This is a genomic window from Streptomyces sp. NPDC051913, assembly GCF_044593635.1.
Classification (GTDB): Bacteria; Actinomycetota; Actinomycetes; order Streptomycetales; family Streptomycetaceae; genus Streptomyces.
In genome coordinates this window covers 16,320-31,819 of the sequence record NZ_JBIUCI010000016.1, presented here as the reverse complement: position 1 = coordinate 31,819, position 15,500 = coordinate 16,320, and the positions used below count along the sequence as shown (strand labels likewise).

At 70.2% G+C, this 15,500-nt stretch carries 12 protein-coding genes; 3 read left to right on the top strand and 9 right to left on the bottom strand.

Translation table 11 applies throughout. The features are described 5' to 3' along the window. Window positions 1-26: 26 nt before the first annotated feature. From ACIHIX_RS36580 to ACIHIX_RS36570, 3 genes are all read right to left on the bottom strand, one after another. Complete coding sequence (locus tag ACIHIX_RS36580) at window positions 27-779, bottom strand: hypothetical protein (RefSeq protein ID WP_399963992.1); 753 nt, start codon at window positions 777-779, stop codon at window positions 27-29. A gap of 75 nt (window positions 780-854) precedes the next feature. Then, window positions 855-1,826: a hypothetical protein gene (locus ACIHIX_RS36575; RefSeq protein WP_399963989.1), complete on the bottom strand. Its 972-nt coding sequence runs from the start codon at window positions 1,824-1,826 to the stop codon at window positions 855-857. Continuing rightward, the gene (locus tag ACIHIX_RS36570) at window positions 1,826-2,701 is read right to left on the bottom strand and encodes a hypothetical protein (protein WP_399963987.1); all 876 of its coding nucleotides are present in this window, start codon (window positions 2,699-2,701) and stop codon (window positions 1,826-1,828) included. The genes ACIHIX_RS36575 and ACIHIX_RS36570 overlap by 1 nt, the downstream gene beginning before the upstream one ends. A 167-nt stretch (window positions 2,702-2,868) precedes the next feature. On the opposite strand from ACIHIX_RS36570, the gene ACIHIX_RS36565 reads away from it, so the two are divergent. Further along, window positions 2,869-3,954, top strand: a complete 1,086-nt coding sequence (locus ACIHIX_RS36565) for an FAD-dependent oxidoreductase (RefSeq protein WP_399963985.1) — start codon at window positions 2,869-2,871, stop codon at window positions 3,952-3,954. 92 nt (window positions 3,955-4,046) lie between these two features. On the opposite strand, the gene ACIHIX_RS36560 is transcribed toward ACIHIX_RS36565, so the two are convergent. From ACIHIX_RS36560 to ACIHIX_RS36540, 5 genes are all read right to left on the bottom strand, one after another. Then, window positions 4,047-6,086 carry an RICIN domain-containing protein gene (locus tag ACIHIX_RS36560; RefSeq protein ID WP_399963983.1) on the bottom strand — a complete coding sequence of 680 codons (2,040 nt, stop codon included), beginning with the start codon at window positions 6,084-6,086 and terminating at the stop codon, window positions 4,047-4,049. Between the two features lie 119 nt (window positions 6,087-6,205). Then, the gene (locus tag ACIHIX_RS36555) at window positions 6,206-8,245 is read right to left on the bottom strand and encodes a beta-galactosidase (protein ID WP_399963980.1); all 2,040 of its coding nucleotides are present in this window, start codon (window positions 8,243-8,245) and stop codon (window positions 6,206-6,208) included. A gap of 105 nt (window positions 8,246-8,350) precedes the next feature. Next, window positions 8,351-9,688 carry an ABC transporter substrate-binding protein gene (locus ACIHIX_RS36550; RefSeq protein WP_399963977.1) on the bottom strand — a complete coding sequence of 446 codons (1,338 nt, stop codon included), beginning with the start codon at window positions 9,686-9,688 and terminating at the stop codon, window positions 8,351-8,353. 94 nt (window positions 9,689-9,782) lie between these two features. Beyond that, complete coding sequence (locus tag ACIHIX_RS36545; protein ID WP_399963975.1) at window positions 9,783-10,703, bottom strand: carbohydrate ABC transporter permease; 921 nt, start codon at window positions 10,701-10,703, stop codon at window positions 9,783-9,785. A 4-nt stretch (window positions 10,704-10,707) separates the two neighbouring features. Then, window positions 10,708-11,634 (bottom strand): carbohydrate ABC transporter permease, encoded by a 927-nt coding sequence (locus tag ACIHIX_RS36540; RefSeq protein WP_399963973.1) that lies wholly within the window; start codon window positions 11,632-11,634, stop codon window positions 10,708-10,710. A gap of 227 nt (window positions 11,635-11,861) precedes the next feature. Between ACIHIX_RS36540 and ACIHIX_RS36535 the strand changes: the two genes are divergently transcribed. Both ACIHIX_RS36535 and ACIHIX_RS36530 read left to right on the top strand, forming a co-directional pair. Next, entirely contained in the window at window positions 11,862-12,923 is a 1,062-nt protein-coding gene (locus ACIHIX_RS36535; protein WP_399963971.1) for a LacI family DNA-binding transcriptional regulator, read from the top strand. A gap of 312 nt (window positions 12,924-13,235) precedes the next feature. Beyond that, window positions 13,236-14,795 carry an alpha/beta hydrolase gene (locus ACIHIX_RS36530; RefSeq protein ID WP_399963969.1) on the top strand — a complete coding sequence of 520 codons (1,560 nt, stop codon included), beginning with the start codon at window positions 13,236-13,238 and terminating at the stop codon, window positions 14,793-14,795. Window positions 14,796-14,827: 32 nt separating this feature from the next. Here ACIHIX_RS36530 and ACIHIX_RS36525 read toward each other — a convergent pair whose 3' ends face one another. Then, complete coding sequence (locus tag ACIHIX_RS36525; RefSeq protein ID WP_399963967.1) at window positions 14,828-15,427, bottom strand: TetR/AcrR family transcriptional regulator; 600 nt, start codon at window positions 15,425-15,427, stop codon at window positions 14,828-14,830. Window positions 15,428-15,500 lie beyond the last annotated feature (73 nt).

Sequence of the window (15,500 nt, the reverse complement as noted above, 5' to 3'; positions counted from 1 at the left end):
GTCGGATCGCCGACGTACGCGACAGATCAGTTGTGCAGGCCCCTCACCAGCGCGGTGAGGACCCGGCGGGTCTTGTTCTCGGGGTGTTCGGAGAGCGCCACCCCGCGGCCTCGCACCGCGTCCTCCAGCGAGCGCTGCTTGTGTTCGGCCCGCTTGGCGAGTCCCTCGGCGTCGTCGTCGTCCTTGGGCTTGACCCGGATCGAGACTTCCAGGAAGTCCAGACCAGCCACCGACCACGCCTCCAGGTTCACCTTCAGGCCGTCCAGCGGAAGGTCCTCGACCTTGGTCGCGAGGATCGGTCCCAGCGCGACCAGCCCGTCGAACGGGACGGTGGGCGCGCAGGCGTGCAGGAACTGGTGGTGCAGCGCGTCGACCGACGCGGCGGGGTCGCCGCCGGGAGACACGGCCTCCGACAGTGCTCCCGGCGGGTGGTCGTGCACCAGGGAGGCGGCCAGTACCTGGCGGTCCGCCGACCAGTCCTCCTCGATCTTGTAGGTGAACGGGTCCGCGTCGAACGGGGCGGAGAAGCGGCCGACCAACTGCCTGCTCGTGCACGGCCGCAACTTGACCGTCAGATCGTCCGCATCGCCACCGAGCCTGAACCGTACGATCACCCCGGCGTCCAGCAGCGGCACGCGGCGCTCGGCGACGCCGTCCCGGTCCTCGGCGAACCAGATCCGACGTGTGGTCCGCACCCCGTGCGAGCCACCGAGGGCGGACAGAGCCCCCGCCACGTCGCTGTCCACGTTGACCTTGATCTCGACCGGCAACAGGTCCATCGCACCGCTCCCTACGCTCTCTTGGACGCTAGCGCGGTCGCCCGGCGGATGCTGCCGGACGAACCGGTTCCCTTCTCAGGGCTGCGGCAGGAGCTGCACCCGGATGTCGTCCCCATAGGGGAGGACGACCGTCCGGTCCCGGCCGAGCACCCAGTCCGGGGTGACCAGGAACAGCCGCCCACCGGACGACAGCAACAGCCGGAAGCCCGCGTAACGGTGGTGGTACGCCCCGGCGTCCTTCCCCTTGGCATCGAGCGGGGTCTCCGTGACGCCGGTGGGCAGGCCGTCGATCGGATCCTTGGTGTCGACGACGACTTCCGGGCGGTCCACCAGTCGAGATGCGTCCTCCTCGCCGCGACCCGTGCCGTACGCCCAGGCCAGCTGCGTCGAGGCCCAGAACAGCCCGGCGACGAACAACCCCACCGCGGCTAGTGCCCCGTTGCGTGCCAGCCGCTGCGACAGCAGGGGCCGACCGCGCTGTTGCGCGTAGACCCAGACGCCGTACGCCACCGCCGCCGGCCCGATCGCCAGCGACAGCGGTGTGGCACCGATGACGACACTGGTGTCGGAGTCCGCGACGAACATGCCGATCAGGGCTCGGGCGATGAGAAGCACGCCGACGAGGATGATGAGGTACGCCAGCAGGGCCCGGTCGGCGGAGGCGTCGCTGCCGGTGTCGCGGGCGAGCAGCCATCTGACGAGGGCGTGGATGCCGACGCACGCCAGGATGCCCAGGAACATCAGGGCCGCCGGGACGTACACCACCTCCAGGCCCTGGAGCATCAGGTCCTGGTTGGACAGTCCCGTCATGTCGAGGGGGACGCCGAAGTACTGGTAGCGCGCGCGGGTGGCCACGTAGCCGAAGTAGACGAGCAGCGCGGTGGCCAGGGTCGTCGGACCGATCGCCTCCGCCAGTTTCCGGACGCGGGTCGAGACGGGGATCTGGTCGGCGGAGGACTCGGGTTGGTCCGGCGGTTCCGCCACGGGCGGTGTGGGCGGCCCGGTCGGGGCGGCCGGCGGTTCCCGCGGCGGCGCCTCCTCGGCCATCAGTCCTGCTCCAGATCGGACGCCCCGTCGGGTACGTCGGGCAGCGGCTGGTCGTCCTCGGGCGAGGGTGTGACGTTCTCAGGGGTGTCGGGCGCCGGAGTGACCTCGTCCTCCGGGTTGTCCTCCGGTTCCCCGCCCACGACGATCGTCACGGGGGGAACCTTGTTGGAAGTCGAACCACTGATCACCACCGGATCCTGGGGCGTCGGTGGCGAACCACCCCAGTCCTTCACCTCGTCGCACGGCGAGTTCTCGGGGTCCACGCACACGTAGGTGAAGTTGACGGTCGTGGTGATGACGTACCTGCCGTTCGGGGAGCCGGGCGGCAGGACCGCCCCCGCGTCACACTGATATCCCTCTTGCACCCTGGCCCCGAGGCACCGGGGGTTGCCGTTCGAACAGTGCGCCGCGTTGTCGGAGCTGACAGCCGGTTTGGCCGGGCCGCTGGCCACGGTGAAGGACACGCTGTTGAAGGTCGCCGGCGTGCTCGTCTTGTTGATGATGGTGGCGCAGCCACTGCCGCTGGGGTTGCCGTCGAGGCGCACCCCGTTGACGTGGATGGACCGGCGACCGTCCTTGCGCGTGCCACCGTCCGGCGTGCTGCTGCCGGTGGCCGACGTGCCCTGCGAGGCGGCCGCGGAGCCCGTATCGGTACCGGTGCCCGGGCCCGTGTCGTTGCCCCCGATGCCCCCGTCGGCGTCGGGATCGTTGCCGTTGCCGTTGCCGTTGGAGGCGGCCGCGGAGCTGACGGTTCCTTTGCCAGCGGTGTTCTCGCCGTCGATGGTTGCGGATCTGACCAACCAGACGATCCCGAGCACGGCCACGAGACCGAGGATGATCGCCAGGGCGATGGGCCGGGCACGCATAGTGGCCATAAGTGCAGAATAAGCGCATTTTCGGCACTCTTCCTGCTGAACGAACGGCCCGCCGTCGTCACGGACGCGAGCACGCGTCCCTGGGACCTGATCGCCCGGACGGTAGAGTCCTCGGCCATGGCACGTGTGCCGCTCACGGGCACGAACTGGACTTCTGGGGAGGGGCATTGATCGCCGTCGTGGGTGCCGGCCTGATGGGCGCGGCCACCGCCTGGCAGCTGGCCCGTCGCGGCCACCAGGTCACCGTGATCGAGGCGTACGGCATCGGTCACCGGCGGGGGAGTTCGCACGGCAGCTCGCGGATCTTCCGGCGCGCGTACGCCGAGGACCTGTACGTACGGCTGACCGGCCAGGCGTACGAACAGTGGCGTGAGCTGGAGCGGGACAGTTCGACTCCCTTGCTGCGGACGACCGGCGGCCTGGACTTCGGGGCGGGACGCGACCCGCGGGGCCTGGCCAGAGTGCTGGGCGAGGCCGGAGTGCCGCACGAGGTCCTGTCCGCCGGGGAGGCGGCGGAGCGCTGGCCGTACGTCCGCTTCGACGGGCCGGTCCTGCACCACCCCGAGGCCGGAGTGGTCGATGCCGACGCGACGGTCGCTGCGTGTGTGCGCCGGGCCGTCGAGCACGGGGCACAGGCGTGGACCGGCGTCCGGGTCACGGGCTTCGACGTGCGGGAGAAGGTGCGCCTGCGTACGGACGACGGCCGGGAACTGACCGCCGACACCGTGGTGATCGCCGCCGGAGCCTGGTTGCCCGAGCTGGACCTGCCGGTCGCCCTGCCGCCGTTGAAGGTGACCCAGCAGCAGGTCTTCCACTTCCGGCAGCGGGACCCCTCGCTCGGGTGGCCGACCTTGGTGTTCGGGGACGAGACGATGCAGACCTACGGGCTGCCGTCCGGCAGCGACGGAGGAGCACTGCCCGCCGTGAAGGTCGCCGAGCACGACCGCGGCACTCCCACGACGGCCAGTTCGCGGACCGGGGTCGTCGACCCGTCGTCGCGCACCCGCGTCAGCGACTTCGTCCGTGACCGGCTCCCGGGCCTGGATCCCGACCCGGTCGCGGAAGCCACCTGCCTCTACACCACCGCCCCCCACGACGACTTCGTCCTCGACCGGCACGGGCCGCTTGTCATCGTCTCCGCCTGCTCCGGCCAGGGCGCCAAGTTCACCCCGCTCATCGGCGCGATGGCCGCCGACCTCGCCACGGGCCGCGCCGAGCCCCACGAGCGCTTCCGCCTGCGTCCCACGGCCTAGGGTGCGGCGGTGGTGCCGGACGACGGCACACGCTCAACGCCCGGCCGGGAAGCCCGGCCGGGCGTCTGTCCTCAACGGGCTGAGCGGTGCGGTCAGTTCACCTCGGTGATCCGCCACCGCTGGTTGGAACCGGAGTTGGCCTGCCACGTCGTGACGGCCGCGCCCTCGTTCGTCGCCTGGCCGCCGACCTCCAGGAGCCGTCCGGTCGCCTGGTTCACCAGGGTCCAGGTGCCGTCGCCCGTGGTGGACAGGATCCACTCGGTCGCCGGGTCCCGGTCGCCGGTGTCGGGCTCGATCACCGGCACGTTGTCCCGTACGGCGAGCCGCTTGCCCTCGGCCGGGTTGGCGAAGACGTAGCGGGCGCGGTTGCTGCCCTTCTTGCCGTACTTCACCTCAAGGCGCCACTCCTGCGCGACCGTGCTGTTCGCGGAGTTGATGGTGAGGTTGGTGCCGTTCGCGCCGACCGTCACCGCCTTGCCGCTCTGCACACCGGTCAGGGTGTAGGAGGCGCCCTTGCTGAACAGGCTCGCGTCCTTCGCGACACCGGAGACGCCCTTGACGGCGAACGAGGTCACGGACTGCGCGGGGACGGTGAACGTCGCCTTGCCGTCCACGACGTCGACCGGGGCCTGCCGCACCAGCTTGCCGGCCGCGTCGGTCACCGTCGGGGTGACGGTCGCGTTGTCCTTGATCTTCTCGAACTTCGACAGGTCGATCGTCACCGCGCGGGGCGCGGTGGTGGAGTTGACGTGGACCAGCGAGGCGCCCTTGCCGTCCTTCGTCACCGCGGCGGCGCTGGAGGTGTCGTCCACCTTGATCAGACTGTCGCCGGGCTTGATGAAGTGCGTGAAGTTGCGGGCCGTGTCGAACTTCGTGTTCGTGTGGATCGGGCAGGACTGGAGGGTGTCGGCCGACGTGCAGCTGAACGGGAGCTGGATGGAACCCCAGTTGCCGCCCTTGGCGGACTCGCCGCCCGGCTTCATGTTGTCGTAGTCCTCGACCGGCTGCCAGAACACCCAGGCCTTGGGCTCCAGTTCACGCAGGTCGTTCACCATCTGCTGGGCCAGGCCCAGGCCCGGGCGCATGTCGGTGAAGCTCTGCCCGTCGCCCCAGTCGCCCTCGACCTCGCTCATCCACAGCGGCTTGTCGGCCGCCTTGGCCAGGTCACGGACCGTGGTGCGCTGACCGGTGCCGTAGGTGTGGACGTTCATCTGGCCGACGAGGTCCTTGGACGCCTGCGAGTAGGAGTTCCAGTTCGTCGCGAACAGACCCGGGTTGGTCTCGTCCATCGCCGATATGTGGGCCTTGACCTTGGCCTTCTTCAGCGCCGGCGCCAGCGCGGCCAGCACCTTCTCCTGCATCGCGGGCCCGATGTGCGCACCCTCCTGACGGCCGCCCACCGGTTCGCCGTCGGCGTCCAGACGGGTGCCCCAGTAGCCGGTGTTGGGCTCGTTGAACGGGTCGACGGTGTCGACCCTGATGCCCTCGGACTTCTCCAGCCGCTTCGTCGCCCCGGCGAGGTAGGCGGCGAAGTCGCCGACCGAACTCTCCTTCAGCTGCTCGGCGTTGGCGTTGAACCCGCCCGAGACATAGCCGCTCTCGGTCATGAACCACGGCGGGGAGTTGGAGAACGTCTCCCAGTGGTCGATGTCGTCCTTGATGTGGTCGACCCACCAGCGCTGTGTGGCGTCCGCGTCGGCGTTCCAGTCGGCGGGGTCGTCGGCGCTCCACCAGTCGGTGTCGGTGCGGGTCGTGCCCTCGGGAGCCTTCCACCAGCCCTCGACCGCACCACCGGCGCGCAGATAGTCCTTGACGTCCGGGGCGTTGCCGCCGCCGATGTTGTAGCGGGCGATGTTCAGCGCCAGACCGTCGTCCCCGAAGAGCAGATCGGCGAGCTTCTCGCGGATCTCCTTCGGGTAGTCACCGGTGGCGTTGGCGAACCAGACCAGACTGGTGCCCCAGCCCTCGAACTGCTCCTGCTTGTACGACGGATCGGGCTGGACGGTGACCGACGCGGTGACCGTGTCGGCCTGCGCGAGCGGCGCGGGTACGGAGAGCAGTGCCGCTCCGGTCGCGAGCGCGGTCATGGAGGCGGCCCCGAGGAGCCGTCTGCTGCGGGTGAGTCCTGCCATCGTGTGCTCCCAGCTTCATAGGTGGAAACGCTGCGGTGGTCCCTCCCATCGGACGCACGGGGAGGGGTGTGCCCCCGGGCGGGTCAGGTGCCGCCCGGGGGACAGAGGTGGGGGGTGGGTCAGGCGAGCGGTCGGCGCACCACGGCGACCTCGCGCGGACCGAGGACGAGCCCGTCGTCGCCGGTCGTGCCGTAGAGCACGTCGCCCGGGAAGCCGGGCAGCGGCACCGTGTCGTCGGTCCGGTTCACCAGGAACAGGAACCTCGCCTCGGCGCCCTTGCGGACGGCCAGTTCGACGCGCCCGCGTGCCTCGGCCGGGAGTTCGCTCGTCACGCCGGCCGGCGCGAGCAGACGCGGCAGCAGCGCGGTCAGCCCCGCGACACCGAGGCGCGTGGAGACGTACGACGCCGAACCGGCCGCCGCGGTACGGCGGGTCACCGCCGGACGCCCGGCCTGGTTGCCGGAGTCGTAGCGGGCGAGGACCTCGGTCCGGTCGTCGGCCGGGGTGATGCGGTCGGTCCACAGGGTGCCGGTCGAGCCGTCGTCCAGGGACACCGACTCGTCGGCGAGCAGCGGGCCGAACTCCTCGACGCGGATACCGAGCAGCTCGCGCAGCGCGCCGGGGTAACCGCCCAGCCACACATGGTCGTTCTGGTCGACGACGCCGGAGAAGTAGGTCGTGACGAGGTGGCCGCCCTGCTCGGCGTAGCGGGTGAGCTCCTTGGCGAGCTCCGCCGGGATCACATGCAGGACGGGCGCGATCAGCACGTCGTAGCGGGCGAAGTCGCTCTTGGTGGTGATCAGGTCCGCGCGCACGCCGAGCGCGAGCAGCGCCGAGTACCAGTCCAGGCCCTCCTGGCGGTAGTTGAGCAGGGAGGTGGGGTGGGAGTCCTGCTCGCTGGCCCACCAGGAGTCCCAGTCGAAGACGATCCCGACCTTGGCGCTCTCCCGGTGCGAACCGGCCACCGGCGCGAGGGACTTGAGGGTGGCGCCGAGTTCGGCCACCGCGCGGAACAGCTCGCTGTCGGCGCCGGCGTGCGGCACCATCGCCGAGTGGTACTTCTCTGCGCCCGCCGCCGACTGCCGCCACTGGAAGTAACAGACGGCGTCCGCGCCGTGCGCCACGTGCAGCAGCGAGTCCCGGGCCAGCTCGCCCGGCCGCTTCGCCACGTTCACCGGCTGCCAGTTGACGGCGCTGGTGGAGTGCTCCATCAGGAACCAGGGCCGGCCGCCCGCGATGCCGCTGGTGAGGTTCGCGGAGAAGGACAGCTCGTCACGTGACTGCGGACCGGGGTGGACGTAGTGGTCGTTGGAGACGAAGTCGATCTCCTCGGCCCAGTCCGCGTAGTTCATGCCCTTGGTCTCGCCCATCACCATGAAGTTGGTGGTGACCGGGACGCCCGGGGTGAGCTCCTTCAGCAGGTCCCGCTCGGCGCGCAGGTAGTCCTTGAGGGCGTCGGAGGAGAAACGCTTGAAGTCCAGCTGCTGCGTCGGGTTCGGGTGCGAGGCCGCCAGACGCGGGGGCAGGATCTGCTCCCAGGCGCTGTAGCGCTGGGACCAGAACGCGGTGCCCCAGGCGTGGTTGAGGGCATCGAGAGTGCCGTAGCGGGCGCGCAGCCAGTCGCGGAAGGCGTGGGCCGCGTCGTCGGAGTAGTCGTAGACGTTGTGGCAGCCCAGCTCGTTGGAGACATGCCAGGCGACCAGCGCCGGATGGTCGGCGTAGCGGGTCGCCATCTCGCGGACCAGGCGCAGGGCGTGCTCGCGGAAGACGGGGGAGGTGGGCCGCCAGTGCTGGCGGGCGCCCGGCCACAGCGTCTCGCCGGTCGCGGTGACCGGCAGGATCTCCGGGTGGGCGGTGGTCAGCCACGGCGGCGGGGAGGCGGTGGCGGTCGCCAGGTCGACGCCTATGCCGCCCGCGTGCAGCAGGTCCATGACCTCGTCGAGCCAGCCGAAGTCCCAGCTGTCCGCGGTCGGTTGGAGACGTGCCCAGGAGAAGATCGCCACCGAGACGACGGTGACACCGGCCTCGCGCATCAGCCGGACGTCCTCCTCCCACACCTCCCGGGGCCACTGCTCGGGGTTGTAGTCGGCGCCGAAAGCGAGACGCGGGGTGAGGTCACCGTCCGCCCCGCTTCTGCGGGAGTGGAGGGTGGAGATCATGGCGGTCCTTCCGAAGGGGTGGTGCACGGGGGCGGCGCGGCCCGGGAGCCGCGCCGCCCGGCGTTCGTTGCGTCCGCGAGAACTACTTCTCGACTTCTGCGAGAACTACTTCTCGATGGTGAAGCCCTGCTCCTCGCCGTACTTGACGGAGGCGTCCTGCCAGGCCTTCAGGCCGTCCGCCAGCGTGGTGCCGGAGACGTACGCCTTGCCGACCGTGTCGTTGAAGATCGAGTTCGCGTACTGCTGGAAGGGCAGGTACGACCAGTCGCTCGCCACGTTCGCCGCGGACTCGGCGAAGATCTTGTTCGCCTCCTGGCCGTCGAAGTAGTCGAACTTCTTGCTCTGGAACGCGGGGGCCTCCAGCTCCGCCTTGGTGGCGGGGAAGGCGCCCTCGGAGACACGGGTGGCGACACCGGCGCCGGAGTTGGCGTACTCGGTGAAGGCGTAGGCGAGTTCCTTGTTCTTGGCCAGCGCCGGGACGGTCAGCGAGGAGCCGCCGTTCTCCGCGCTCGCCTTGTCACCCTTGATCCAGGCCGGGAGGGCGGCGGCACGCCACTGGCCCTTGGCGCCCGGGACACCGGTCTCGAAGTTGGCGGGCATCCAGGCACCACTGGCGAGGGTGGCGATGCTGCCGTCGCCGAGGCCCTTGTACCAGTCGTCGGTCCAGCCGTTGATCGGGGCGAGCAGCTTCTCGTCGATCAGCTTCTGCCAGACGGTCTCGAACTTCTTGGCGCCCGCGTCGTCGAAGTTGATGCCGACCTTGGTGCCCTCGACCTTGTACGGGCGCGAACCGGCCTGCCACAGCATGGAGGTGGTGAAGCCCGCGTCACCGGCGTCGTTGGCGATGTAGACCTTCGGGTCGGCCTTGTGGAGCTTGCGGGCCGCGTCCAGGTACTCGTCCCAGGTGGTAGGAACGGCGATCTTGTACTTGTCGAAGACCTTCTTGTTGTAGAACAGCGCCATCGGGCCCGAGTCCATCGGCAGGCCGTACACCTTGTCGCCGTCGCTGACCGCGTTCCACGGACCGGCCGTGTACTTGGAGGCGAGCTTGTCGGCGCCGTAGGGGGCCAGGTCGGTCAGGCCCTTGGTGAGGGAGTACTGACCGAGCGCGAAGTACTCGACCTGGGCGACGTCCGGAACACCCTTGCCGGCCGAGATCGCGTTGGACAGCGCGGTGTAGTGCTTGTCGCCGGAGCGCTCGCTGACCAGGTTGACCTTGACCTTCGGGTACTTCTTCTGGAAGTCGGCGGCCACGGTCTTCAGGGTGGGCTCCCAGGCCCAGACCGTGATGGAGCCGCCCTTGTCCAGGGCCGCCTTGATGTCGGCGGCGGACACGGCCTTGGTGTCGGAGTCGTCGTCCGAGCCGCCGCAGGCGGTGGCGCCCAGGGCGAGGGTGGAGAGGAGGGCGATGCCGCGCAGGATGCGGCTCGTTGTTCTGCGCATGGAGGTGCTTCCACTTCTTCGTGGGTGGGACGGGTGAGGGTGGTGGTACTTCAGGGGTGCTGCATGGGGGGCTTGGGGGCGGGCGCCGCCGGTGTCACTCCTTGACGCTTCCGGCGGCGAGGCCGGACTGCCAGTACTTCTGGAGGAACAGGAAGGCGGCGATCAGGGGGATGATCGTGATGAGGGAGCCGGTGATGACCAGGTTGAAGATCACGTCGCCGCCGATGGTCTCCGCCTGGGAGTTCCAGGCGCTGAGCCCCAGGGTCAGCGGGTACCAGTCCGGGTCCTTCAGCATGATCAGCGGAAGGAAGTAGTTGTTCCAGGTGGCGACCGTGGTGAACAGCAGCACGGTCACGATCCCCGGGGCCAGCAGTGGCAGCGCGACCTGGAAGAAGGTGCGCACCTCGTTCGCCCCGTCCATCCGGGCCGCTTCCAGCAGCTCGGTCGGGATCGCCTCGGCGGCGAACACCCACATCAGATAGAGGCCGAACGGCGAGACCAGCGACGGGATGATCACCGCCCAAGGGGTGTCGGTGAGCCCCATCTTGCTGAACATCAGGAAGGTGGGCACCGCGAGGGCCGTACCCGGCACGGCCACCGCGCCGATGACGACGGCGAAGATCCCGCGCTTGCCCGGGAAGTCGAACTTCGCCAGCGCGTATCCGCCCAGCACCGCGAGCAGCGTCGCGCCGCCCGCGCCGAGCACCACGTACAGCAGGGTGTTCAGCAGCCAGCGGACGAAGATGCCGTCGTGGTAGGTGAACGTGGTCCGGATGTTGTCCCACAGGGCGAAGTCATGGGCGAACCACAGCCCGTTGGAGGCACCCAGACCCGCCTGGGTCTTGGTCGAGTTGATGACCAGCCAGATCAGCGGCGCCACGGTGTAGACGACCATCAGGGCCATCAGCCCCGTGAGCAGCAGGCTGCGCCTGGGCTTGCCCGGGGTGTGCTTCTTGCGCGGGGTGCGCAGCGGCGAGGCGCTCTTGGTGGGGGGAGCGGCGACAGAGGTGCTCATCGGGTCACGCTCCCTTGCGCATGCCGCGCAGCTGGACGGCGTAGGCGACGATCATCGTGAGGACGCCCATGATGATGGCCACCGTCGCGGAGTAGTTGTGCTGCTGGCCGTTGAAGGACAGCGAGTACGTGTAGAAGTTCGGCGTGTAGTCGGTGGTGATGGCGTTGCGGGCTAGCGGGCGCAGGATGTTCGGCTCGTTGAAGAGCTGGAAGCTGCCGATGATCGAGAAGATCGTGGCGATGACGATCGCGCCCCGGATCGCGGGCAGTTTGATCGAGCTGATGATCCGCCACTGACCGGCGCCGTCGATCTCCGCCGCCTCGTACAGCGAGGTCGGGATGACACGCAGGGCCGAGTAGAAGATCAGCATGTTGTAGCCGACGAACTCCCAGGTCACGATGTTGCCGATGGAGGCGAGCACCCAGTCGGGGGAGAGCAGGTCGGGCAGCGAGGTACCGAACGCCTCGTTGATGTCGCCGACCAGGCCGTACTTGGTGCCGTACATGAAGCCCCACATCAGGGTGGCGACCACGGCGGGCACGGCGTACGGCAGGAAGATCGTGATCCGGAAGAAGCTCTTGCCGTAGAGCCGGCCGCTGTCCAGCGCCAGCGCCACCAGCAGGGCGATGCCCAGCATGATCGGCACCTGGACGGCCAGGAAGAGCGCCACCCGGCCGACGGCCTGCCAGAACTGATCGTCCTTGAGCGCCTGGGTGTAGTTGTCCAGGCCGACGAACTGGTTGCCGCCGATGAGCTGGTTGCGGAAGAGGCTCAGGTAGATCGAGTACGCGATGGGCGCGAGGAAGACCAGTGCGAAGACCGCCACGAACGGGCCGATGAACCCCCACCCGGTCCAGGAGCGTCGGTCCCGTTTTGCCGGAGGCGGTGCCGGGCGCGGCTCGGCGGCGGCCGGCGGTTGCAGCGTTGTCATGATCGTTCCTCGCTCGTTCACTCATGGAACCCGCGCGCCGCGGTGGTCTCCCGTGCGGTGCGGCCGTGATGTTTACGCAAACATCGATCAGCGGAAAAGCGGCTTGTGCTGTTATGTTTACGTAAACATCCGATGGCGGCATGTCTACACTCCTCCGCTGACAGAGGTCAAGGGTCCCCCTGGAGGATCGTGATCAAAGCGATGCAAGGAGAGGCAGGGGGTTGAAAATGGACGCGACGCGCGACTCGCTGCCGCAGGCGCCGCACCGGGGCCGCCGAGTGGGCACTCCCTCGGTCTCGATGGCCGATGTGGCACGGCTGGCCGGAGTGTCCTCCCAGACCGTCTCCCGCGTGTCGAACGGCTATGCGGGCGTCAACGAGGAGACCCGACAGCAGGTCCTCGCCGCCATGCGGGAGCTGGGCTACCGTCCCAACAGTGCCGCCCGCGCCCTGAAACGCGGCGAGTTCCGCACCCTCGGCGTGATCACCTTCTCCCTCTCCACCACCGGCAACGTCCGCACCCTGGAGGCGATCGCGACCGCGGCGGCGGCCGAGGGCTACGCGGTGACCCTGTTGCAGGCCACCGTTCCCACCCAGGACGAGGTCCGCGGCGCCTTCTCCCGCCTTGAGGAACTCGCCGTCGACGCGGTGATCGTCATCATGGAGGTGCACCTCCTGGACGCGGCCACCATCAACATCCCGCCCCACGTCCAGGTGGTCGTCGCCGACTCCGATGCGGGCGAGCGGTATACGGTCGTCGACACCGACCAGGCGGGCGGCACCCGCACCGCCGTCGAGCATCTCCTCGGCCTCGGCCACGAGACGGTCTGGCACCTCGCGGGCCCCGAGGACTCCTACGCCGCCCAGCGCCGTACGGACGCCTGGCAGGCCACGCTCGCCGAGGCGGGCCGACCGGTGCCGCCGCTGGTGCGGGGCGACTGGTCGGCGGAGTCCGGCTACCGGGCAGGCCTGGAGCTGGCCGCGCGCGAGGAGTGCACGGCGGTCTTCACGGCCAACGACCAGATGGCCCTGGGCCTGCTGCGCGCCCTCCACGAACGGGGCCGCCGGGTCCCCGAGGACGTCAGCGTCATCGGCTTCGACGACATCGCCGAGGCATCGTCCTTCCAGCCGCCCCTGACGACCGTCCACCAGGACTTCGCCGAGGTCGGCCGGCTCTGCGTACAGGCGGTGCTGCGCAAGATGCGCCACGACGCCACCCCGTACGGCACGACGCTCGTGCCGACCCGCCTGATCGTCCGGGCGAGCACGGCGGCGCCGAGAGCGGACTGAGCACCGGCCGAAGGAGCCCGCCGCCTCGGCGGGCAGCCAAGGTCGGCCTCAACGAGGCAGGGAAGACAGCCGAGTTGGGGCCCCGCCCCTGGGGTGTGCCCCCTGTTCCCCGCTGGGGCTGCCCCCACTCACGAACCGGCTGCCAGCCAGAGTGACCCCGCCGCCCCGCCTCCATAGCGTTGAGGGCCCGTCCGGCGGATCATGCCGCGGACGCGGGGTTTGGCGTCACTTTCCCGCTACCTGGTCCGCCGGACAGGCCCTGGGCGTACGAACCGTCCGCTGCCCACAGCGGTCTTCCGAAGGGGGACACCAGTGATCCGTTCAGCCCGCTCGCCGCAGCGCGCTTCGCGTACGACGAGAAACGCGGCCCTTGGCCTGGCCGCCACCGCTCTCGCCCTCACCGCGCTGCCCGCCACGGCCCTCCCGGCCCAGGCGGTCGCCGCCGACCCGCTCGCCCGCTACCACCACCAGCGCCTCGACTGGGCGAGCTGTGTGCTCGGCCCGGACGACGCGACCGGCAAGGAGCTGGAGCAGGCGGGCGCCCAATGCGCCGACGTGAGCGTGCCGTTGGACTACGTCAGCCCCGACGGCCGCACGATCACCGTCGCGATCTCCCGGATCCGGGCCACCGACACCGCCCACCGCGTCGGCCCCCTGCTGCTCAACGGCGGCGGCCCCGGCGGGCAGACGCTCGGTGACCCGCCGTGGGTGCGCCAGGCGATGAAGGACGTCGGGGCACGCTACGACGTGGTGGGTGTGGACCCCCGCTTCGTCGGCCGCAGCACCCCGCTGGACTGCCACTGGCCGACCGGCTCCGCGTTCCGCGGCGCGGGCGTCGACCGGGCCGGCTTCGACCGCGTGGCGGAGTTCTCCGCGGACCTCGCCGAGCGCTGCCGGCGGCACGCGGGGGACGTGCTGCCGTACGCCACCACCCGCAACACCGCGCGCGACCTCGACGTGATCCGTGCCGCGCTCGGTGAGCGACGGATCTCCTACCTGGGCTACTCGTACGGCAGTTACCTGGGCGAGGTGTACACGACGATGTTCCCGGCCCGCATCGACCGGGTCGTCCTGGACGGGGTCATCGCCCCGGACCGCTACGGCCCCCGCCTGTTACGGGGTACCGAGAAGGCCAACCGCCACGCCCTGCGGGACTGGGCCGCATGGACCGCCGTCCGCGACGCGACGTACGGCCTCGGCCGCACACGCGCGGCGGTGCTGGCGGCCGTGGACCGGGTCCAGACGGCTGCCGCCCGCACACCCCTGCGGATCGGTGCCCACCGGGTGGACGAACACAGCGTTCCCCTGGTCGTCTTCAACGGCCTCTCACAGGACAACGACACCGCCTACGGCGATTTCGCGCAGGGCATGCGGGACCTGCTGCGCGCGACGGGCGGGCACCGGGTGGACCCGTCTCCGTGGCTCGCCGAGGTGCTCGGGTTCATGCTGACCGGGGCCGACTCGCCCTACGGCAGCGTGCAGATGGCGATCGTCTGCGGTGACATCGAGGCCCCGCGGGATCCGGAGGTCTACTGGCGCGACGTCCAACACGCCCGCGTGCGCGACGCGTTGTTCGGCCCCGTCACCAACAACCTGAACCCCTGCGCCTTCTGGGAGGCGCCCCGCGAACGCCCGACCACCGTCCGGGACGACCTGCCCGCCCTGCTCGTCAACGCCACCGGTGACCCGCGCACCACCTACGAGGGCGCCATCGCGGTACGCCGGGCCTGGCCCTCCTCCCGCCTGGTCACCCTGCGGGGCGCCGACCAGCACGCGGTGTACGGCGTCCACGGCGTGCCGTGCGTCGACACCACGGTCAACGCCTACCTCGCCACCGGCCGACTCCCGGCTTCGGACATCACCTGCGGATGACGAAAGCGCTGCCTGCTCGTCGGCCCGGCCCGTCAGGAGCGCCCTTCACCCGACCGCGCCGCCGCGTCGAGCAACGGGCCCAGTTCGCGGGCCACGGTCGTCAGGGCGCGTACGTCCTGTTCGGCTCGGGCCATGAGGATCGCCCCTTCCAGTGCGCTGATCATGAGGGTGGCCAGTGCGCCGGTCCGTTCCTCGGGTACGCCCATGTCGGCGAGGGCCCGCGCCACGGGCCGGGTCCAGCCGGCGAACGCGGCGGCGGCCGCCTCCCGGGTGGACGCGGTGGACTCGGCGCAGTCCACCGTGGCGGCGGCCACGGGGCAGCCGCCCGCGAAGCCGGCGCGTGTGTACTCGTCGGTCCACTGGCGGACCATCTCGGCGAACAGCCCACTGGGCGTCGGCTCCGGCAGCGCGGCGAGGAAGCGGGCGACACGGTTGCCCGCGTACCGGCCCGCCCAGCCGACCGCCTCGTTGACGAGTTGTTCCTTGCCGCCCGGAAAGTAGTGCTGGAGCGACCCGCGCGGCGCCTCGGCGTGGGCGGCGACCTCACGCATACCGGTGGCGGCGACGCCGTCGCGCCGGATGAGCTGGGCCGCGCTGAAGACCATCCGCTCCCGCGGCCCTCGTTCCGCCATCCCCGGCCTCCCTCAGTCGAAGCTTGCGCACGCCATCCTATGACCACGGTCATAAGGTGTCGGCTACTATGAC